Here is a 21,511-nt window from a genome sequence, read left to right on the forward strand (position 1 = left end):
TGTTCCCGGAACAGGAGTTCTAGCGGATGCCGCCTTGGCTACAACTGATGTTGGACTCATTCTGGCGGTTGTTCGCCGCCGGAGTGATGTTTACCCTGCCTCTGGCGATCTTCTCCTTTATCGGCGGGCTGGCGGTCGGGTTTGTGGTGGCGCTGATCCGTTTGTACGGCCCGCAGCCGCTCAAAGGGATTGCCGATTTTTATGTTTGGGTGATTCGCGGTACCCCGCTATTGGTGCAGCTGTTCCTTATCTTTTACGGACTGCCCAGCGCGGGTATTACGCTTGATGCGTTTCCGGCCGCGCTGATTGGTTTTATCATGAGCGTCGGGGCCTATAGCTCGGAAATTATCCGCGGGGCTATCCTGTCGGTGCCCAAGGTCCAATGGGAAGCCGCCTATGCCATCGGCATGAGCAGTAGCCAGGCCATGCGCAGGGTGATATTGCCGCAGTCGGTATTTGTATCGTTACCGCCCCTGGCCAACTCATTTATTTCGCTGATCAAAGACACGTCGCTGGCGGCGGTAATTACCGTGCCGGAAATGTTCCTGGCGGCGCAGCGTATCGTTTCCGTGACCTATGAGCCCCTGATATTGTATATTGAGGCGGCCTTTATTTACCTGATGTTCAGCACCGTGCTCGGTAAACTGCAGGCCAGGCTGGAGATTTATTTCCGGCGCTATGAGTAAATTCCGCGCACCGATGACGCCGCCGGCGTCATCGTCATTAACCCGTCGTTGAGGGCAAGCGTAGCCATTTGGCATTGGCCGCGGCAATTATTAAATATCTTCCATGATAAAGTTGGAAAAACGGTATTCGGGCAGCATGGCTTCCTCGATATGCCCTATTCTTATGGGCAGTTCACTCAGGGAGTCGCACAGCGATTTTATATAGCGCCAATAAATTTTTTCCGCTTCAATATGCTCAATCATCGGGTCCATAGCCCCTTCCGTAATATCAATAGCGATGCTTTTATCTACAGGGTTATCATCAATTTTTCCTGAAATTTCCTGCATCGGCGCCTCTTGATTACCGGCTTCATCCTGATCAAGCATTTCGGCCATTTTTTTGATCATCGCCAGGTTGGCATTCGCCGCCTGCGGCGAAAAATAGAACAATCCATCGTTAAAAATAGCTTCCATAACTTCATAAAATGAAAAATTAATTCTACCCTGAATATAACTTATTTTATTATTAACCGTTACACCGGTGTATTTACGATTCATTAGATTACTTTTTTCATAGCCGTAACTGGCGACGACCTGCCGATCGCTCACCACCACCGGCACATTTTTGATAGTATGTATATCGCCACTGATACTATAATGTTCTTTATCTTTGTTTTTGTAACCATTGGCGGTGTAGTCCGCTTCAATATCAAAATGCTTGGTTGGAATGCGCTCACGATTGAAATATGATGTAAAATCCTCGCCGGGTTTAATGTCCTGATGCTGATATGCACGATGGATCGACGTCACCTTTTGAATGCCAATCCAGTCAAATACGGATTCCGCTTGGGAGGGTTTCCTTATTTCATCAATATATGACATCACATCTATATCGAGGTAAATGCCCAATATTTTCGCCCAAGGTTTAATCGCCAGGAATATATGTGATAACGTCGTACCCTCTTCAATGATAACCGGATGTCGAAAATATTTTAGCAGAAATAAGGGGTCTTCATTTTCCAGGCACGCTTGCACGGACAACAATGGAATCGCTGTCAAATCATCGTAATCCGAACGAAACCTTAGAATTGCATCTTTACAGAAAATCAAAGCTCCGTCCATGCTACACCCCGGAAAACAGTTGATAAAATAGTCGCGGCCGCTTATTTTTGTGGTGATAAGCAACTAATATTTATAGTGTGTAATTATCATCGCTATGTGCATGTCAATTTTATATTTACATCGAAGTTTTTTTCATCTGATATTAATGCCATCTTATTGTCAGGCCTCAGGTTTCGCTGCGGATTGACGAGAATCAAAGCCGAATGAATCCAAAAGTTATATCTACATCACATTTTCAGTCCTTATTTTTCGCGGCAGACGTGACTTGGCCGGCAATTGATTATTTCAGATAGGGTGGCCTTTTACACCTCTGTGGCATATTATGGCATTAGTAAAAAGGCAATTGGCGCACCGGTGATAATCCGCATAGTGGTTCAAAGGATACCTTGCCTTCTTTCATATTAATCAGTTGATCCCATTAGACTTTCCTTAAAAAAACAGTATTGGCAAGTGAACCCGGTCACAGTACCATCTAGTGGTTATCTGATAACCATAAACGGACCATTCGATCTTTGCCATCAAAAAAATCATGAATAAAATTAATGAAATGCTCAGGTACGTAATTTAAATTAAGTCTTTAACTATCAGATCTTTAGAAGATTACCTTTCCCCAAGGAAAAAAATCCGCTCAAAACAGTAGCACCAATGTGTTTTTTTTTAACCCGGTAATGGGACGATGAACCAGAGAACTCGCTATAACAGTTTAGATTTATCGATCATTTCGCCCGCGCTAAAAACCATTTAATCAAACCCTAAGCGCATTTTGTCACTACACTAAAATCGAGTGTTCAATTGTACGCCTATTTGCAGAGAATGATCTCTTATCGATTAATAACATTAGCATTCCTACTGTAAAAACCGCCAAAAAATTATCATGGTCTTTTTTCAGGGCCGGGCCGTCACCCGCCAATCGGGATAACGCGCCCGCAAGGATGCCCCAGGCGACATGTTTCAGCTGCTTGCGGCACAAGGTGCGGTAGCCGGCTTCCCATGCGCCGCGATAAACGCCGGGTAACCGGCCATGACCAAACCGGCAACCAGGCTATTCACCACCAGGATTTTATCGATATGCGATAAATTGGCGCCGTTTAGCGCCGATGCCGCGGTCAGGGCGATGCTTACCACTCCCGCAAAGTAGGACGTGCGCATGGCGTTGGTGGTGAAAAACTGTTCCGCGGCCTGCCCGGCCGTAGGCCAACGTCCCTTGCCGATACGCGGCCGTCCCAGCCCGATACGCACACCTTGCGCACGCGGCGGCGGCACGCCGGATTTAGCGGGAATGGCCTCGGCATCGTGGTGCTCGCGCAGCCCGTCATGCGGTTTAGCGAACCAGCGCATCAGTGCGGGGCGCTGCAAATCGTCAAAGACTTCGGTAAAGGCATTTAATGCGCTGCGCAGCAAATCGTGCACGACATCCGGTTGTATTACCACGGCGGCCAGGCTGGCGTCGGAAGCCCATTGCGCCATATGTTTGGCGATCCGGTCGGCTTCGTCAATCGCATAACCGGCTCCCGAATGCGGCGCAAGATTGGCCATGGCGACGCCTAATACCCCTTGCGCCGCGCCATAAAACAGGCTGGAACATATCAGGCCGCCCGCATTCATGCCACCATTGTCGTGCAGCGGAAAAAACAGCTGGAGCAGATCCCGCATCAGGGTATAGGTGAGCGTTTGCAGCCCAAACGATCCCATCAGCGAGCCGAGGGTGAAGGCTGGCCTATGGCTTGCCACCGCCATCAGCGCGCCGGCGCTTAATAATCCCATGGCGATACGCGAAGCGCGCGAGGCGCGCGTGGCGGTGCCGTTCCTTTCGTCGCGCACCGCGCCGGCAAGATTCAGGGCCGGCCCTATCAGCATGGAGACGATGCCCGCCACGACGCGCGGGGGCAAAGATGCGGTCGCGCCTAACTGACGGAAGTTATTTTCCAGGGCAAAACCGGCCAGTTGCCTCAGCAGGGTCGCCAGCGCGACGATAGTGCCGGTACGTGTAGCCACGGTAATCACATTCACAATACAGCGCGGCAGGGTGCCGGAGATGACGGCGAAGTCATTGCTCATGACTGCGCCGATAAAATCAATCATCAGCCGGCCGCGCTCATAAAACGTCGCCATCGGGTGCTGGCGCAGCTCATGGCGCAGATGCAGCACTATTTGATGTTCGGCGCTGCCCGGACGGGTGGATGGCATTATTTCTCCACCCTGCTTCAACATATTATCCATGCTGGCCAACATCCTTTCCGTTTCCGGTAATTCATCCGGCGCCAGGGAGGCTAATAAATCACTGTTTAATTCATCCAATTGGCTGCAAAGACTTTCTGCGCTGGTTATCAATGTCTCGGTAACGCCTTCTAAGCCGGCGAAGTCTTGATTTTCATTCAGGCATTGCTCTATATAATGGGCGGAATGACTATTATCTATTGATTCTATAGGCTCTATGTCCCGGGCCATATTTACTTCATGATAAAATTGTACGCAACTTTCTGTAGTTGTTGGATAAAGAGGCAACATAAACTGTGGTTCCACATGTCTCGATTGATAATGGCAAACCCGACCGTCGGCCATAGTCCCCGCCTTCCGGTTTAGGTGGGTATCATGGCTGGCGTATCATTACTTGTCATTAAATTGACTTTCATAAATTTAAAATAACATATTCACTTGGCTGGATGTTGGCTTGGCAAAGGAAAATGACCATGCAGCTAAAAGGAGCTTAGGATGGAATGACATTAGAAATTAATTTTATTTAAATGATTGCAAATACATTGGTAATTATTATGGCAGCCTTATTTCATGATAAAACCGGCGGTTAAACAACCCGCCGATATCCGCTTTTTGTCGCGTTTTCCCTGGCCAAGCGCCTTTTATCTTGCAGAAACTTGATATTAGGCTCGCCGCCGGCAAACGGATGGATGAAAAGCCTATGCCACTCAGCTTTTTTTCACGAATTCTGATTTGAGTTTCATCGGGCCGAAACCGTCAATCTTACAGTCGATATTATGATCCCCCGCCACCAGCCGGATGCTTTTGACTTTGGTACCGATTTTTAGCGTCGAGGAGCTGCCTTTTACCTTCAAATCCTTTATTACGGTAACCGCGTCGCCATCCGCCAGCAGATTGCCGTTGGCATCCCTGACGATCAGGCTTTCCTCACCGGCGGCCGGATCGTCCTGCGCCGACCACTCATTGCCGCATTCCGGGCAGCTCAACCGTTCGCCGTCCTGCCAGGTAAACCCGGAACCGCATTTTGGACAATTTGGTAATTGTTGCACCTTAAATCCTTAGAATTAATGGGAATAAATTTAAAAATCCTTAAATCGGCAGCCACAACGGCGGCAGGGGGGATTTTACCCTTTTTATAGGGTCGGAGGATAGCGCGGCTATCGCTTGCGCAACACCCACATCGTTGTCAAGCGCGGGCTCGATTTTTTAACCCTAACCACGGCTAGGCCATTTTCGTTATTGCCGCGCGAAAATGGCCTAGAGATCGATTATTTGGCAGGTTGGCGATTATTACGCGATGTGTGGCAGAACGTGATTGCCGTCGGCGCTGGCTATCGGCCGAATTTATTCGGACAATTTCTGCGCCGCTTTCTCAATCAGCGTGGCGACCTGCCGCGGCTGTGAGGCGTAGACCGCATGACTGGCTTTTACTTCAATGATGCTACTTTTGGCGCGCTTGGCCATAAACCGTTCCAGATCCGGATTAATGGCCCGATCCTGGGTCGCGACTAACGCCCAGCTTGGTTTGGTTTTCCAGGCTGGTTCCACCGCGGGCGTTGAAAAAATAGCGGCGGCCGGCATGACCTGTGAACGGGCCATGAAGTTGGCCTGGCTCGCCGGCAGGTCGGCGGCGAAATCGGCGTGGTAAAGCTCGGGTTTCAGGTAGAGGAAACGATCGCCGGTTTGCGTGATGCCTTGACTGGCCTGAGGGATTTTCGACGACAGGCCGGCGAGCGTTTCACCTTTTTCGGGCTGGAAAGCCGCGATGTACACCAGGCCGGCAACGGAAGGATCCTGCCCGGCTTCGCTGATAATAAAGCCGCCATAGCTGTGCCCGACCAGCAGCGATTTGCCCTGTTGCTGACCGAGGATCCGCCGGGTAGCCGCGACGTCATCGGCCAGTGACGTTTGCGGTTCCTGCACGATAGATACATGGTAACCCGCCTTGTCCAAAATGCGGGTCACCTCTCGCCAGCCGGAACCATCGGCAAAAGCCCCGTGCACCAGGACAATATTTTTGACCGGACTTGCCAGGGCGACCCCCTGGGCGGCGAAGGCCAATGCCAGACCCGCGGCCAGACTTGTCAGCGTTTTCTTCAACATGATTATGTCCTCATTGATCATTGGGGGAAAAAAGGCATTAATTATCAGGATAAATATTATCGCGATAAGTAATTACGATTACAATAGCAGCGGACTTTTGCATGTCAAGCTATTTGTTATCGCGATAGCGAAAGGAGTCATTAAAGTGGTATGATAAAATTCAGTCCGACGCTTAAGGAGCATCCCGTGGTACATCGTCCCCGCCTGGCGGAACAGCTTTGCTATTCCATTTATTCCACCGCCATCGCCATCAAGCGGCTGTATAAACCGATGCTCGATGCCATGGGCGTGACCTACCCGCAATATCTGGTACTGAATGTATTATGGGAGCGGGGCAAACAATCAATCGGCGGCATTGGCGAAACGCTGGCGCTGGAAACCAGCACCTTGACGCCGCTGCTTAAACGGCTGGAAGCGGAAGGATTTATCGAGCGGGTGCGCAATCCCGAGGATGAACGGCAGGTGATGATCTCGATCACCGACAAAGGTAAAGGGTTGGAGGATAAGTCTTCGTGCCTGTCCGAGACGCTGTTTTGCAGCGCCGGCCTGGAGCTTGCCCAGCTACAGCGGCTCAATCAGGAAATCATCCGGCTACGGGATAACATCGTGAGTCGGCACCCGGAGAAAAATTAAAGGGCGTCTTTTTCGCGCTCGACCTCTTCCCATGCCCTATGGCACACTTCGCCGGTAGGGCATCCCTGCATGAGGTTATACGTCATTGCGTTTTAGTCGTTGGCGTAGAGGATTCAGTGTTTTTTTGAGGCAACGTGATATCAAACGAAAACAACGAACATCACAATTAACTTTAAATTCAATGGATTAAAAAGATTAAGTCTATGACTGACAATATAAATCTAGATTCACACACCCCAATGATGCAGCAGTACCTGCGTCTCAAGGCGCAGCATCCGGACATCTTACTGTTCTACCGGATGGGTGATTTCTATGAAATGTTCTATGACGACGCCAGGCGCGCGTCGCAGCTGATGGATATTTCTCTGACCCGGCGCGGACAATCCGCCGGCGAGCCGATTCCCATGGCCGGCGTGCCTTATCATGCGGTGGAGACCTATCTGGCGAAGCTGGTCCAGTTGGGCGAGTCGGTGGCGATTTGCGAGCAGATCGGCGACCCGGCCACCACCAAAGGTCCGGTGGAGCGGCGCGTGGTGCGCATTGTTACGCCGGGAACCCTGAGCGACGAGGCGCTGCTCAATGAACGCCAGGATAACCTGCTGGCCGCCATCTGGCAGGAAGCGCAGGGTTTTGGTTATGCCACCCTCGACCTCAGCTCAGGCCGTTTCCTGGTATGCGAACCTGCCGACCGCGAGGCCATGGCCGCGGAGCTGCAGCGCACCAATCCGGCAGAACTGTTGTTTCCGGAAACCCTGCAGGAAATGGCGCTGATCGAACATCGCCGGGGGCTGCGCCGCAGGCCTATCTGGGAATTCGAGCTCGATACCGCCCGCCAGCAGCTTAACCTGCAGTTCGGCACCCGTGACCTGAACGGATTCGGCATCGAGCGCGCCGGCGCGGCGCTGCGGGCCGCCGGGTGCCTGCTGCAGTATGTCAAGGACACCCAGCGCACCTCCCTGCCCCATATCCGCGCCATCACGCTCGAGAGGCAGCAGGACGGCATCGTGATGGACGCCGCCACCCGGCGTAACCTGGAACTCACGCAAAACCTCGGCGGCGGGTTTGAAAATACCCTGGCCGAGATCCTGGATCATACCGTAACGGCCATGGGCAGCCGGATGCTGAAACGCTGGCTGCATATGCCGACCCGCGACGCCGCCGTGCTGGCCCATCGCCAGCAGGCCATTGCGAGCCTGCAGGAGCCCTGCGCCGAACTGCAGCCCCTGCTGCGTCAGGTGGGGGACCTGGAGCGTATCCTGGCGCGTCTGGCGCTGCGCTCGGCCCGGCCGCGCGACCTGGCGCGCATGCGCCACGCCTTCCAGCAGTTGCCGGCCATTCACGAGCTGCTTGCCCAGCAGCAGACGGAGCATATCCATAGCCTGCTCGCGCAGGTCGGGCTGTTTGACGAGCTGAGAACGCTGCTTGAGCGCGCGGTGGTCGACGCCCCGCCGGTCCTGGTACGCGACGGCGGCGTTATCGCTCCCGGCTATCATCAAGAGCTGGACGAGTGGCGGGCCCTGGCCGATGGCGCCACCGATTACCTGGACCGGCTGGAAATCCGTGAACGGGAAAAAACCGGACTGGACACCCTTAAAGTCGGTTTCAACGCCGTCCATGGGTATTATATCCAGCTGAGCCGCGGGCAAAGCCACCAGGCGCCGATCCATTATGTCCGCCGGCAGACGCTGAAAAACGCCGAACGCTATATCATTCCGGAATTGAAAGAGTACGAAGACAAGGTGCTTACCTCAAAAGGGAAAGCGCTGGCGCTGGAAAAGGCGCTTTACGACCAGTTATTTGATCTGCTGTTGCCCCATCTGGGCCCGTTGCAGCAATGCGCGGCGGCGTTGTCGGAGCTGGACGTGCTGGGTAACCTGGCGGAGCGGGCCGAAACGCTGAACTATGTTTGCCCCACCATCACCGAGCAGCCGGGCATCAAGATTACCGCCGGACGCCATCCGGTGGTGGAGCGCGTGTTAAGCGAGCCGTTTATCGCCAATCCGCTGTCGCTCTCCACCCAGCGGCGCATGCTGATTATCACCGGTCCGAATATGGGCGGGAAAAGCACCTACATGCGGCAAAATGCGCTGATCGTGCTGATGGCCTACATAGGCAGCTTTGTTCCGGCCGCGCAGGCGGTCATCGGACCGGTGGATCGTATATTTACCCGCGTGGGCGCGGCGGACGATCTGGCCTCGGGCCGCTCGACGTTTATGGTGGAAATGACCGAAACCGCCAATATTTTGCATAACGCGACGCCGCAAAGCCTGGTGCTGATGGATGAAATCGGCCGCGGCACCTCGACCTATGACGGTTTATCGCTGGCCTGGGCCTGCGCAGAAAGCCTGGCCGGGCGGATCAAAGCCATGACCCTGTTCGCCACCCATTACTTTGAACTGACCACCCTGCCTGAGAAGATGGAAGGCGTGGTGAATGTCCACCTGGACGCCTTGGAACAGGGCGAAACCATCGCGTTTATGCATACCGTGCAGGATGGCGCGGCCAGCAAGAGCTATGGCCTGTCGGTGGCGGCCCTGGCCGGCGTGCCGCGCGAGGTGATTAAGCGGGCGCGGCAAAAGCTAAAGGAACTGGAAAATTTGTCCACCAGCGCTACGGCAAGCAACGTGGACGGCTCGCAACTGTCACTGCTGCAGCCGGTGGAGGAAGAGGCGCCGCCGGCGGTTGCCGCCCTTGGGGGAATCGATCCGGATACGTTGACGCCCAGGGCGGCGCTGGAATGGATTTACCGGCTGAAAGCGATGCTGTAGCGCTGGCGATGATAGCGTAGCGCCGGGGTCGCAATGACACGCCAGCGCCGGGCTTGTGATAAGACGTAAAAAAACGGTGAGGTTTTCCCCCACCGTTTTTTTTATCAGCTAACGGAACCTGGAATAGTTATGAAGTATTTATTCCCTGAACATTGCCTCGAGGTTCAGCCCCTGCCCTTGCAGGATTTCACGCAGGCGACGCAGCCCTTCAACCTGGATCTGGCGAACGCGTTCGCGCGTCAGACCGATTTCGCGACCTACATCTTCAAGCGTTGCCGCTTCATAACCTAATAAACCAAAACGCCTGGCCAGGACTTCACGCTGTTTGGCGTTCAGTTCAAATAACCACTTAACGATACTTTGCTTCATATCATCGTCTTGGGTGGTATCTTCCGGCCCGCTGTCCTTATCATCGGACAGGATGTCCAACAGGGCTTTTTCAGAGTCTCCGCCGAGCGGCGTATCCACCGAGGTGATGCGTTCGTTCAGGCGCAGCATGCGACTTACGTCGTCAACCGGCTTATCAAGCTGCTCGGCGATTTCTTCCGCGCTTGGCTCATGATCAAGCTTGTGCGACAGCTCCCTGGCGGTGCGTAAATAAACGTTGAGTTCTTTTACGATATGGATCGGCAGACGTATGGTACGGGTTTGGTTCATGATCGCCCGTTCAATGGTCTGGCGAATCCACCAGGTGGCATAGGTGGAGAAACGGAACCCTCTTTCCGGGTCGAATTTCTCTACCGCACGGATAAGGCCGAGGTTACCTTCCTCGATCAGATCCAGTAAAGCCAGGCCCCGATTACCGTAGCGACGGGCGATTTTCACCACCAGGCGCAGGTTACTTTCAATCATGCGACGTCGCGAGGCAACATCGCCCCTAAGCGCGCGTCGGGCAAAATAGACTTCTTCTTCAGCTGTGAGCAGCGGGGAGTATCCGATCTCACCCAAATAGAGTTGCGTAGCATCCAGCACACGTTGGCTGGCCGCCTGAGACAGCAACTCTTCTTCCGCCAATTCATTATCAGCGGGCTCATCGATTAACGCTTTCTCGTCAAATGTTTCAGCACCGTTCTCGTCGAACTCGGCTTCTTCATGTAACTCGTTTACCTTCAGCGTATTTTGGCTCATAAATGGCTCCTACCCGTGATCCCAGGACAGGATACCGTGGTATCCCGACCAATTTATCGCTGCGGAAGATAACGCAGCGGGTTTACGGATTTCCCCTTGTAACGAATCTCAAAATGTAATCTAACCGAGCTGGTACCCGTGCTACCCATGGTAGCGATTTTCTGTCCTGCGCTTACTTCTTGTTGTTCCCGGACCAGCATCGTATCGTTATGGGCATATGCGCTCAGGTAATCATCATTATGTTTGATGATTATCAGATTACCGTACCCTCGCAGCGCGTTGCCGGCATAGACGACCCGTCCGCCGGAGGTGGCCAGGATGGGTTGTCCGCGCGACCCGGAAAGGTCGACACCTTTATTCCCGCCTTCTGCGGCGGAGAAGTTGTCGATAATCTTGCCGTCCGTCGGCCAACGCCAACCGGTGATTGCCGTGCTGCCGCTCGACGCCAGGGTGGTGGACGTGGAGCTGGGTGCGGTAACAGGGGCGGTGGTCGCAACAACCGCTCCCGATGTGGGTAACATTTTGCCGCCGCTTGATGGCAACATTTTCCCTACATTCTGTTTACCTGAATTTTCAGAATACTCATTGTTTGCTTGGGAATCAATACCCGAGCTCATCATTTTCGTATTCCCAGGGGCATTTGGTACGGTGGTGGCGCCTTGGCTGACGGTATTGCTACCGTTGTGTGACAGCATTCCACCGCCGCTTACGGCGCCTCCTACTACGGTTCCGCTTCCGGTAAGAGGTGCCGTTCCGTTTGTCACCTGTAATGTTTGACCAACGTTTAACCCATAAGGTTCCGGAATATTATTCCTTTTTGCCAAATCACGGTAGTCATTTCCCGTAATCCAGGCGATATAGAATAATGTATCACCACGCTTGACCTGATAGGTAGTGCCGCCGTAGGAACCTTTGGGAATGGTCGTGTAGCTACGGTTATAAACAATATTACCTTCAGGTGATTGATTAGCGGTGCTAACAACTCCCACTTCGGTTGGCTGTACCGGCTGCAGCTGCCGCGCCGGCAGCGGCTGCGTTTGCGCCGGCCGCTGCGGTTGCTGTTGTTGCAGCCTGGGTCTCTGTACGGGAGCGGCTGTCGTCATACCGCTGTTATTATCGCCGCCCACGCTACTTATTGGTGCTGCTGTCTCATCACTGGCGCAACCCGCCAACCATAAACTTGCCATCGAACATACCGCAATGCGGCGCCAATAGCATTTCGGGCTTCCCATGCTCATCTCTCCCCTGTGGCAGCAAAGCCAATCATCATTCCAAACATGCCAGACATTATCGTTATACATCCTATGTCCTCTCATTACTTCATGAATGAGAGTATTTTCAGCTATTTCCGAAAAGTTAATTTTATGCTGTTAATGCTAGCAACATCCGCAGGAACGCGCCATAAAACAGTTGTATAGAAATTTAAGGCGTCGCGGGCGTAAGCGCATGGGGGGAAAGTAGGGATAATACCTGCGGTGGTTATGCCAGTTCCCCCCTTATCAACGGCACAAAACGCACGGCTTCGACGGTTTCCACCATAAACTCGCCGGCCTGGCGCCTGACAACGGTCAGATCCTGGGCATCCTCGCCGACCGGCAAGACCATGATTCCCCCTTCATCCAGCTGGGCCATCAGCGCCGAGGGGATCTCCGGGGGGGCGGCGGTGACGATAATCGCATCAAAAGGCCCGCGCGACGGCCATCCCAGCCAGCCGTCGCCATGACGGGTGGACACATTATGCAAATCCAGCTGTTTCAGGCGGCGCTTGGCCTGCCACTGCAGCTTTTTGATCCGCTCCACCGAGCAGACATGCTGCACCAGGTGCGCCAGGATCGCCGTCTGGTAGCCGGAGCCGGTACCGATTTCCAGGACCCTGGATGTCGGCTGCAGCCGCAGCAGTTCGGTCATGCGGGCGACGATATAGGGTTGTGAGATGGTCTGGCCCGAGCCGATGGGCAAGGCGGTATTGTCGTAAGCCTTATGTTCGAAAGCTTCGTCGATAAAGCGTTCGCGCGGTACCGATTCGATAGCCTGCAGCAGCCGTTCATCTTTGATCCCCTGCTGGCGAAGCTGCTCCAGCAGAGCCTGGGTGCGCCGGTTTACCATGTCCAACTGACCTCCGCGTTAGCCAACCACGACGTGAGCACCGATTGAGCGGAATAAGCGGTTAAATCCACCTGCAATGGCGTAATGGAGACGTATCCCTGCTCTATAGCGGCAAAATCAGTATCGGGCCCCTTGTCGAACTTTTCCCCCGGCGGACCGATCCAGAACATTTCATGCCCGCGCGGGTCCAGCTGGCGGATCGCATGGGCGGCGGGATGGCGGCTGCCGCACCGGGTGACCTTGATGCCCTTTATCGATGACAAAGGGAGATCGGGGACATTGACGTTGAGGATCTTGCCGGTGCGCAGCGGCTCATGGGCCAGCGCCCGTATAAGCCGGCAGGCGATGATCGCGGCGGTATCAAAGTGTTTGTCACCGTTAAGCGAAATCGCCAGCGCAGGAAAACCCAGGTGCCGTCCCTCCATGGCCGCGGCCACCGTACCGGAATAAATAACATCGTCCCCCAGGTTCGGTCCGGCGTTAATGCCGGACACCACGATATCGGGACCGGGGCGCATCAGGGCGGTTACGCCAAGATAAACGCAATCGGTGGGCGTACCCGATTGCACCGCGATATCGCCGTTTTTTTCTTTCAGCGCCCTGAGCGGCCGGTCGAGGGTCAGCGAGTTTGACGCTCCGCTGCGGTTACGATCGGGCGCCACGATTTGCACGTTGTCCACGTCGGCACACTGACGCAGGGCGACCGCCAGCGATTGGATGCCGGGCGCATGAATGCCATCATCATTACTTAATAGTATGCGCATATCGTTTTGAGCTTTATTAGTAGTTTTATCGCGCCGCCCACCCATTGGGCAAAACCGGCCGGCAAGCCAATAATTCGACAACGCTGCCAGGCCGGGAATAGCAGCAATAATGGCATGAAACGCTACGGTGGTGAAGCCTGGAGTTGAGGGGAGCAGGCAAATTACCCATTGTCCGGATGGGCCGGGCGCTATGCCTGGACACTAACCATGCCCGCACCCTGGCGATGCTATGCCGGCCTTATAACGCAATATCCGCCGGCGCATCCAGCAGTTCCCGAACGACGCTGGTGGCAAAGCAGCCCGCCGGCAACGCAAACGACAGCTCAAGGGTAGCGTCGTCCCGCCAGCGCCAACGCATATCGGCGGGACGCAGCAACAGGGCGCGACGTGCCGGTTCCACCCGTTCCCGGGCCAGTAGCCCCAGCAGCTCCGGCTGGCCGGACAGGCATTGCTGTTCGAAGGCCAACGCCTCGCGCTCGCTGCCGGGCGGGCCGTCGCCAGGCAGCGGCGCGGTCAGGCTCAGTTCGCCCTGGGCCACGCGCCCGGGCGCGTCCGGCATATCCGCGTCGGTGGCGACAAACCAACTTCCCCGGCCGGTAAGCTGCAGCGCGTCGCCAGCCAGGATCTGCCAGCGGCCAAGACGCTCAAGACGCCGGCTGGCCACCAGGTTAAACAACGCGCTGCGGGCGGCGGAGAGGTAAAAGCTGCGTTTACTGCGCTCTTTGACCTTGAGTTCGTCCCGCGCCCAGCGCAACGCCCGATCGATATTATTGCCCTGATGGCCGAAACGCTGGCTGCCGAAATAGTTGGGCACGCCCTCGCGGGCAATACCATCCAGACGATGCTCCACCGCGTCCCGGTCGCTTATCTCGCGCAGCACCAGGGTAAAAGCATTGCCCTTCAAGGTGCCAATCCGCAGTTTGCGGCCGTGGCGCGTGGTCCGGACAATCTCGCAGCCCTCAAGCTGGAAGGCGGAGAAATCAGGCGTTTCCTTGCCCGGCAGATGGAGGCAGAACCATTGTTCGCTAACCGCATGGCGATCTTTCAATCCGGCATAACTGACCGAGCGGGCGGGAATGGCGGCAAATTTCGCCAGCGCCTCGGCGACAAACAGGGTATTGGCGCCGCTTTTGCGCACCCGGACCAACACATGCTCGCCCGCGCCGTCAGGCTCGAAGCCGAGATCTTCCAGCACCAGGAAATCCTCGGGCCGCGCCTTGATGATGCCGGTGGCCGAAGGCTTGCCGTGCAGCCAGTACAAATCCTGGGGGTTCAGTGAAGCAATCATGCTTCTTTAAGCAGCAGGGCCACCGCCTCGCAGGCGATACCTTCGCCACGCCCGGTAAAACCCAATTGTTCGGTGGTGGTGGCCTTGACGTTGACGTCATCCATATGGCATTCAAGATCTTCCGCCAGATGAATACGCATCTGCGGAATATGCGGGGCCATCTTCGGCGCCTGCGCGATAATGGTGATATCGATATTGCCCAGGCGATAACCCTTGGCCCGCACGCGCCGCCAGGCTTCACGCAATAGCGCGCGGCTGTCGGCGCCTTTGTAGGCCGCGTCGGTATCCGGAAACAGCTTGCCGATATCCCCGAGCGCGGCGGCGCCCAGCAGCGCGTCGGTGACGGCGTGCAGCGCCACGTCGCCATCGGAATGGGCCAGTAATCCCTGGATATAGGGAATGCGCACACCGCCGATAATCAACGGACCTTCGCCACCGAACCGGTGTACATCAAAACCATGACCGATACGCATCACCGGCTCTCCTTATTATGATTATGCAATGGCGTCGTTTTGCAATTGGGTAAAATAGAACGCTGCCAGGGCCAAATCTTCCGGGCAGGTCACCTTGATATTGTCCGCCCGGCCCGCCACCAGCAGCGGCCGGTAACCGCAGTGCTCCAGCGCCGAGGCCTCGTCGGTAATCCGCGCGCTGTCCGCCAGCGCCCGGGTCAGGCAGGCTTCCAGCAGCGAGAGGGGAAACAGCTGTGGCGTCATGGCGTGCCAAAGATCGATGCGATCCACCGTATGATCGATGGCGCCGTCGCCGGCGCGTTTCATGGTATCGCGTACCGGCGTCGCCAGGATACCGCCGACCGATGAATACGCCGTAATCGCCAGCAGGCGAACCAGATCGTCCTGATGCAGGCAAGGGCGCGCCGCGTCATGCACCAGCACCCATTGGCTGCCGCGCGCTATCTCCCCCGCCGCCAGCAGGCCGGCCATCACCGAGTCGGCGCGTTCCCTGCCGCCGATGACATGGCTGACGCGCGCGTCGCGGCTTATCGGCAGGGAGGCGAAGTAACCATCGTCCGGACTGATGGCGACGATGACGTGCCGAATGCAGGTCTGCCGCAGCAGCGCGTCGATAGCGTGCTCCAGCAGGGTTTTATTACCGATAGCGAGGTATTGCTTGGGGCAGTCGGTGCGCATGCGGCTACCGATGCCGGCGGCCGGCAGGATAGCGATGATATCGGGGAATACCCCGGCCGATGTGGTCATTATTGATTATCTTGTGAAGCGGGCGCCGCCGTCCGACGTTTTGACTGGTCCGGCACCAGGCGATAAAAACTCTCACCCGGCTTAATCATGCCGAGCTCATTGCGTGATCGTTCCTCGATGGCTTCTTGTCCATCGTTTAAATCATCGATTTCCGCAAATAACTGATCGTTGCGCGCTTTAAGCTTTGCATTACCGGACTGTTGGACCGACACATCGTCCTCGACCCGGACTAAATCGTGTACGCCATTTTTACCCAGCCACAAGGAATATTGCAGCCAGCCAAGCAGCACCAGTAATAGCAGCGTAAGTTTTCCCATCCCGCCCCCTGAAAGACTGCCCAATCATCCCATAACTTGTGGCCGGACTCCACACCGGGTGTCAAAATCAACCGGGAAAAGACGTCAAAGCTGCTTTTTTAGGCGGGTTTTTGATGGTTTTTTACGGTTTGTTACCGGCCGTAACCCCAGGCTTACGCTTTACCAGCCGGTCAAGAGGGTGAACACCAGCCAAAACAGGCAGAAAACGGACAGGCCGATACACAACATCATCAGTAACAGCCGGCCGGCCAGCAGTACGCTGAACACCAGGCCGATGAGCACCGATACCGGGATTAACGCCAGGAAAAACGGCCAGGTATAGAGCAGGAAGAATAACGCGTTGGCGCCGTAGGTCAGGATAGGAACGGCAAAGGCCAGCCAGTAGAAGATAAACCCCGCCATCGCCCCCCAAAAGCCATAGGATGGCTCTTCGGCGGCGCGTTCAACAGCCGGGGCAATGACAAACTTTGCCGGCACAACGCGCTTGGTCTGGGTGACGTTCAGCATAAATCTCACATCCTGGGCTGTTGGTGCATCGGCACGCCGGCTGACGCACCGATACGGTTTCTCAGGAGTTGATGATAACGCGACCACGCAACACGTCTAACAATTGCCCGGTCAAATGTGTTACCAATTGTTGGCCGTCAAGATGAACTTCCGCCCGTTGCGGTGCTTCGTAAACCGAGTCGATGCCGGTAAAATGCGGCAAATTGCCGGCACGGGCTTTTTTATATAAACCTTTGGGATCGCGGGCTTCACACATCGCCAGCGGCGTGTCAACATACACTTCAATAAAGCGCCCCTCGGGCAGCAGATCGCGTACCATCCGGCGCTCGGCGCGATGCGGGGAGATAAAGGCGGTGAGCACCACCAGCCCGGCATCCACCATCAGGCGGGCGACTTCGCCCACCCGGCGGATATTTTCCCGGCGGTCCTCATCGCTGAAACCCAAATCTTGACATAAACCGTGGCGCACGTTATCGCCGTCCAGCAGATAGGTGCTGATCCCCAGCGGATGCAGCGCCTGCTCCAGGGCGCCCGCCAGCGTGGATTTGCCCGAGCCGGAGAGGCCGGTAAACCAGACCACCGCCCCCTGGTGCCGGTGCAGCCGTTCGCGATCTTCCCGGGTAACCGGGTGTTGATGCCAGACGATATTATTGTCAGGCGGCATGGGTGGCTGAGCGTGACGATCGGCCATGGCTATTTCCCGCCCAGCAAATCGCGCGCGCCCCAGTGCGGGAAGTGGCGGCGGACCAGCGCGTTCAGCTCCAGCTCAAAGGTGCTGTGCTTTTCCTGCTCGTTAAAGACGTCCGCCAACGGCTCGCGCACCATGCCGGCGCCGACGGTAACGTTACTGAGCCGGTCGATGAAAATCATGCCGCCGGTGACGGCGTTATGCGGATATTTATCCACCACCATCGGCTCGTCGAACGCCAGTTCCACCAGGCCGATGCCATTAAGCGGCAGACTGTCCACCACACGCTGGGTCAGACTGTTGATCTCCACCTGGTACTGGATATTTTCAATCCGGGCGCGGGTCTTTTTTCCGCCTATTTTGATATCGAAACTTTGGCCGGCCACCAGCGGCTTTTCGGTCATCCAGACCACATCCACCAGGGCGTTGCGCACCGGCTGCAGCGTTTCGGCGGCATCCACCACCAGATCGCCCCGGCTGATGTCGATTTCATCCGCCAGCACCAGCGTCACCGCCTCGCCGGCCCAGGCTTCGGTTACATCGCCGTCAAAGGTCACGATGCGGGCGATGGACGAGGCGACTCCCGAGGGCAGCACTTTAATCTGCTGCCCCACCCGCAGCACGCCCGCCGCCACGGTGCCGGCGTAACCACGAAAGTCGAGGTTGGGACGGTTAACATACTGGACGGGAAAACGCATCGGCTGCTGTTCGTTAAGCTTGATCACCTCGACCGTTTCCAGCACGTCCAGCAGCGTCGGGCCGCTGTACCAGGACATGGCGACGCTTGGCGTTACTACGTTATCACCATCCAGGGCGGAAATCGGCACGAAGGTAATGCTGAGATCGACCGGCAGTTCCTCGGCAAAACGCAGGTAGTCCTGCTTAAACTGTTCAAATACCGCCTGCCGGTAGTCCACCAGATCCATTTTATTTACCGCTACCACCAGGTGACGAATGCCCAGCAGCGTGCTGATAAAACTGTGGCGCCGGGTCTGATCCAGCACGCCTTTACGCGCGTCGATTAACAGGATCGCCAGATCGCAGGTTGACGCGCCGGTGGCCATGTTGCGGGTATATTGCTCATGCCCGGGGGTGTCGGCGATAATAAACTTGCGCTTTTCGGTGGAGAAATAGCGGTAGGCCACGTCAATGGTGATGCCCTGCTCCCGTTCAGCCTGCAGGCCGTCCACCAGCAGCGCCAGATCCAGCTTTTCGCCCTGGGTGCCCATACGCTTGCTATCGGAGTGCAGCGTGGTCAGCTGGTCTTCGTAAATTTGCCGGGTATCGTGCAGCAGGCGGCCGATCAGGGTGCTTTTGCCGTCATCCACGCTGCCGCAGGTGAGAAAGCGCAGCAGGCTTTTATACTGTTGCGAGTGCAGGTAGGCTTCCACCCCGCCCTGTTCGGCGATCTGTTTAGCTATAGTCGTATTCATGTCGATCGCTCCTTAAAAGTAACCCTGACGCTTTTTCAGTTCCATCGATCCGGACTGATCGCGGTCGATAACCCGTCCCTGCCTCTCGCTGGTGGTGGATACCAGCATTTCCTCGATAATTTCCGGCAGGGTTTGCGCCGTGGAGTCCACCGCGCCGGTCAGCGGCCAGCAGCCGAGGGTACGAAAACGCACCATGCGCTGGCTGATGACTTCGCCGGGCTGCAGGTCGATGCGATCGTCGTCGACCATCAGCAGCATGCCGTCGCGCGCCAGCACCGGGCGCGGCTTGGCCAGGTAAAGCGGCACTATCTCTATATTTTCCAGGTAGATATATTGCCAGATATCCAGCTCGGTCCAGTTGGACAGGGGGAATACGCGAATGCTCTCGCCTTTGTTGATCTGGCCGTTATAGTTATGCCACAGTTCCGGCCGCTGGTTTTTCGGATCCCAGCGGTGAAAACGATCGCGGAACGAGTAGATTCGTTCCTTGGCGCGGGATTTTTCTTCATCACGCCGGGCGCCGCCGAACGCGGCGTCAAAGCCGTATTTGTTCAGCGCCTGCTTCAGCCCCTCGGTTTTCATGATATCGGTATGCTTGGCGCTGCCGTGGATAAAGGGGTTGATGCCCATCGCCACCCCGTCCGGGTTACGGTGCACCAGCAGTTCAAAGCCATAGGCCTTGGCGGTGCGATCGCGAAATTCGTACATTTCACGGAATTTCCAGCCGGTGTCCACATGCAAGAGCGGAAACGGCAGCGTGCCGGGGAAAAACGCCTTGCGCGCCAGATGCAGCATCACCGAGGAGTCTTTGCCGATGGAGTACATCATCACCGGGTTGGCGAATTCGGCCGCCACTTCGCGGATGATATGGATGCTTTCCGCCTCCAGCTGCCGCAAATGAGTATGTCGTTGTTGATCCATTTTTACGTCCTTAAGCCAGGTTAACCAACGTCGCGCGCCGATGCGCCGCCAATTGTTGGGCGCCAAACCAGGCAATTTCATCATGAAGGGTGACAACTTCGCCAATAACCAGCAAAGCCGGGGTCGACGCCTGTTGCGCCAGGGTGTCGAGTTGTTCCAGGGTACCGGTGAACACCTGCTGATCGGCGCGGGTGCCGCGGCTTATCACCGCCACCGGCGTATCCGGCGCGCGGCCGTGGAGGATCAGCTGCCGGCTGATATCCGCCGCTTTCATTATCCCCATATAGATAGCCAGGGTCTGGCGACCCGCCGCCAGCGCCGGCCAGTCGAGACTGCCGCCCCCGCGTCGCGCATGGCCGGTAATAAAGGTCACGCTTTGCGCGTGATCGCGGTGAGTCAGGGGAATGCCGGCATACGCCGTGGCGCCGGCGGCGGCGGTCACCCCCGGCACCACCTGGAAAGCAATGCCGGCGGCGGCAACCGCCTGCAGCTCCTCGCCGCCGCGCCCGAAGATAAAGGGATCGCCGCCCTTCAGGCGCACCACGCGTTTACCCTGCAGCGCATGATCAATCAGCCGTCGGTTGATCTCTTCCTGCGGCATGCAGAAATCGCCGGCGCGTTTACCGACGCAAATGCGTTCGGCGTCGCGCCGCACCAGTTCCAGCACTTCGTCGCTGACCAGGAAATCGTAAAGCACCACGTCCGCCTGCTGCATTAATTGCAGGGCGCGCAGCGTCAGCAAACCGGCATCGCCCGGCCCGGCGCCCACCAGCGCCACCTCGCCGCCCTGCTCGGCCGGCGCGATCAGTTCCCGCTCCAGCTCGTCCTGGGCGCTCTCAAGCTGCCCCTGCGCCACCAGGCTGGCAAAACGCCCGTTAAGCGCCCGCTCCCAAAAACGCCGCCGTCCGCCCATCGAGGAAACATGCTGCTTTACCCGTTCGCGGAAGGCGCCGGCCATATCCGCCATCGGGCCGAGGAAAGCCGGCAGCAGGGATTCAAGTTTTTCACGCAGGATACGCGCCAGCACCGGCGCCTTGCCCCCGGAAGAGATGGCTATCATGATGGGCGAACGATCGACAATGGAGGGGAAGATAAACGAGCATTTGGGCTGGTCATCGACCACGTTGGCCAGGATCTGCCGCCGATCGGCCGCCGCATAGACCTCGGCGTTCAGCACCGGATCGTTGGTGGCGGCAATCACCAGGAACACGCCGTCGAGCATAGCGGGGGAAAATATTTCCCCCAGCCACTGGATACGGCCCGACCGCGCCTGCAGTTCAAGCTCAGGCGAGAGCCGGCGCGCAACTACCCTGACCTCAGCGCCCGCGCGCTGTAGCAGCAGGATCTTGCGTGCGGCGACCTCGCCCCCACCGACCACCAGTACCGGACGCTGCCTGAGATCGGCAAAAAGAGGTAAATAATCCACAGCTACCTTTTATGATATGGCTTAGCAATAATGTGACTATACGTCTTGCGATTAGGTTCTATGAAATAGTTAATTGGAATTACAATTGCTTTAATGGAATAACGCCGCGTTTTAGCCCACGCCGGGCGGCGGCCCGGTGGCGAATCGTGCGATCGTTTCGTCACCGCGCAGGGTACAAATTGTATTGCTACCGTGGCGGTACCAT

General features: G+C 56.3%; 20 protein-coding genes. 3 read left to right on the forward strand and 17 right to left on the reverse strand.

The features are described 5' to 3' along the window. Positions 1-26: 26 nt before the first annotated feature. The gene (locus GRH90_RS00155) at positions 27-686 is read left to right on the forward strand and encodes an amino acid ABC transporter permease (RefSeq protein ID WP_162363878.1); all 660 of its coding nucleotides are present in this window, start codon (positions 27-29) and stop codon (positions 684-686) included. A gap of 90 nt (positions 687-776) precedes the next feature. Here GRH90_RS00155 and GRH90_RS00160 read toward each other — a convergent pair whose 3' ends face one another. From GRH90_RS00160 to GRH90_RS00175, 4 genes are all read right to left on the reverse strand, one after another. Further along, positions 777-1,787, reverse strand: coding sequence for a hypothetical protein (locus GRH90_RS00160; protein ID WP_162363879.1), 1,011 nt, complete (start codon positions 1,785-1,787; stop codon positions 777-779). Between the two features lie 951 nt (positions 1,788-2,738). Then, positions 2,739-3,974, reverse strand: coding sequence for a hypothetical protein (locus tag GRH90_RS00165; protein WP_162363880.1), 1,236 nt, complete (start codon positions 3,972-3,974; stop codon positions 2,739-2,741). Between the two features lie 737 nt (positions 3,975-4,711). Further along, positions 4,712-5,053 carry a zinc ribbon domain-containing protein YjdM gene (locus GRH90_RS00170; RefSeq protein ID WP_162363881.1) on the reverse strand — a complete coding sequence of 114 codons (342 nt, stop codon included), beginning with the start codon at positions 5,051-5,053 and terminating at the stop codon, positions 4,712-4,714. 295 nt (positions 5,054-5,348) lie between these two features. Further along, complete coding sequence (locus GRH90_RS00175; RefSeq protein ID WP_162363882.1) at positions 5,349-6,107, reverse strand: alpha/beta hydrolase; 759 nt, start codon at positions 6,105-6,107, stop codon at positions 5,349-5,351. 186 nt (positions 6,108-6,293) lie between these two features. On the opposite strand from GRH90_RS00175, the gene GRH90_RS00180 reads away from it, so the two are divergent. Together GRH90_RS00180 and mutS are read left to right on the forward strand one after the other, a co-directional pair. After that, positions 6,294-6,740, forward strand: a complete 447-nt coding sequence (locus tag GRH90_RS00180; protein WP_162363883.1) for a MarR family winged helix-turn-helix transcriptional regulator — start codon at positions 6,294-6,296, stop codon at positions 6,738-6,740. A gap of 203 nt (positions 6,741-6,943) precedes the next feature. Further along, positions 6,944-9,508: a DNA mismatch repair protein MutS gene (gene mutS / locus GRH90_RS00185; protein ID WP_162363884.1), complete on the forward strand. Its 2,565-nt coding sequence runs from the start codon at positions 6,944-6,946 to the stop codon at positions 9,506-9,508. Between the two features lie 138 nt (positions 9,509-9,646). Here mutS and rpoS read toward each other — a convergent pair whose 3' ends face one another. The 13 genes from rpoS to cysG form a co-directional block, all read right to left on the reverse strand. Next, entirely contained in the window at positions 9,647-10,636 is a 990-nt protein-coding gene (gene rpoS / locus GRH90_RS00190; RefSeq protein WP_162363885.1) for an RNA polymerase sigma factor RpoS, read from the reverse strand. Positions 10,637-10,689: 53 nt separating this feature from the next. After that, positions 10,690-11,868 (reverse strand): murein hydrolase activator NlpD, encoded by a 1,179-nt coding sequence (gene nlpD / locus GRH90_RS00195; protein ID WP_162364253.1) that lies wholly within the window; start codon positions 11,866-11,868, stop codon positions 10,690-10,692. A 247-nt stretch (positions 11,869-12,115) separates the two neighbouring features. Then, on the reverse strand, positions 12,116-12,742 hold the full coding sequence (locus GRH90_RS00200) for a protein-L-isoaspartate(D-aspartate) O-methyltransferase (RefSeq protein WP_162364254.1): 627 nt from the start codon (positions 12,740-12,742) through the stop codon (positions 12,116-12,118). Further along, positions 12,736-13,506 (reverse strand): 5'/3'-nucleotidase SurE, encoded by a 771-nt coding sequence (surE, locus tag GRH90_RS00205; protein WP_162363886.1) that lies wholly within the window; start codon positions 13,504-13,506, stop codon positions 12,736-12,738. Before surE ends, GRH90_RS00200 begins: the two co-directional genes overlap by 7 nt. A gap of 238 nt (positions 13,507-13,744) precedes the next feature. Then, entirely contained in the window at positions 13,745-14,794 is a 1,050-nt protein-coding gene (gene truD / locus GRH90_RS00210) for a tRNA pseudouridine(13) synthase TruD (RefSeq protein WP_376766045.1), read from the reverse strand. Next, positions 14,791-15,267 (reverse strand): 2-C-methyl-D-erythritol 2,4-cyclodiphosphate synthase, encoded by a 477-nt coding sequence (ispF, locus tag GRH90_RS00215; RefSeq protein WP_162363887.1) that lies wholly within the window; start codon positions 15,265-15,267, stop codon positions 14,791-14,793. The genes truD and ispF overlap by 4 nt, the downstream gene beginning before the upstream one ends. Positions 15,268-15,288: 21 nt before the next feature. Then, positions 15,289-16,014 carry a 2-C-methyl-D-erythritol 4-phosphate cytidylyltransferase gene (ispD, locus tag GRH90_RS00220; RefSeq protein WP_162363888.1) on the reverse strand — a complete coding sequence of 242 codons (726 nt, stop codon included), beginning with the start codon at positions 16,012-16,014 and terminating at the stop codon, positions 15,289-15,291. Beyond that, entirely contained in the window at positions 16,014-16,331 is a 318-nt protein-coding gene (gene ftsB / locus GRH90_RS00225) for a cell division protein FtsB (RefSeq protein ID WP_162363889.1), read from the reverse strand. The genes ispD and ftsB overlap by 1 nt, the downstream gene beginning before the upstream one ends. Positions 16,332-16,490: 159 nt before the next feature. Further along, positions 16,491-16,838 (reverse strand): DUF3561 family protein, encoded by a 348-nt coding sequence (locus GRH90_RS00230; protein WP_162363890.1) that lies wholly within the window; start codon positions 16,836-16,838, stop codon positions 16,491-16,493. A 61-nt stretch (positions 16,839-16,899) separates the two neighbouring features. Continuing rightward, entirely contained in the window at positions 16,900-17,529 is a 630-nt protein-coding gene (gene cysC / locus GRH90_RS00235) for an adenylyl-sulfate kinase (RefSeq protein WP_162363891.1), read from the reverse strand. Positions 17,530-17,531: 2 nt separating this feature from the next. Further along, positions 17,532-18,959, reverse strand: coding sequence for a sulfate adenylyltransferase subunit CysN (gene cysN / locus GRH90_RS00240; protein ID WP_162363892.1), 1,428 nt, complete (start codon positions 18,957-18,959; stop codon positions 17,532-17,534). A 12-nt stretch (positions 18,960-18,971) separates the two neighbouring features. Continuing rightward, positions 18,972-19,880 (reverse strand): sulfate adenylyltransferase subunit CysD, encoded by a 909-nt coding sequence (gene cysD, locus GRH90_RS00245; RefSeq protein WP_162363893.1) that lies wholly within the window; start codon positions 19,878-19,880, stop codon positions 18,972-18,974. A gap of 10 nt (positions 19,881-19,890) precedes the next feature. Continuing rightward, a complete protein-coding gene (gene cysG / locus GRH90_RS00250) occupies positions 19,891-21,306 on the reverse strand; it encodes a siroheme synthase CysG (protein WP_162363894.1) in 1,416 nt (471 codons plus the stop codon). Positions 21,307-21,511: the final 205 nt, after the last annotated feature.

This window comes from Acerihabitans arboris (assembly GCF_010131535.1).
Taxonomy (GTDB): domain Bacteria; phylum Pseudomonadota; class Gammaproteobacteria; order Enterobacterales; family Enterobacteriaceae; genus Acerihabitans; species Acerihabitans arboris.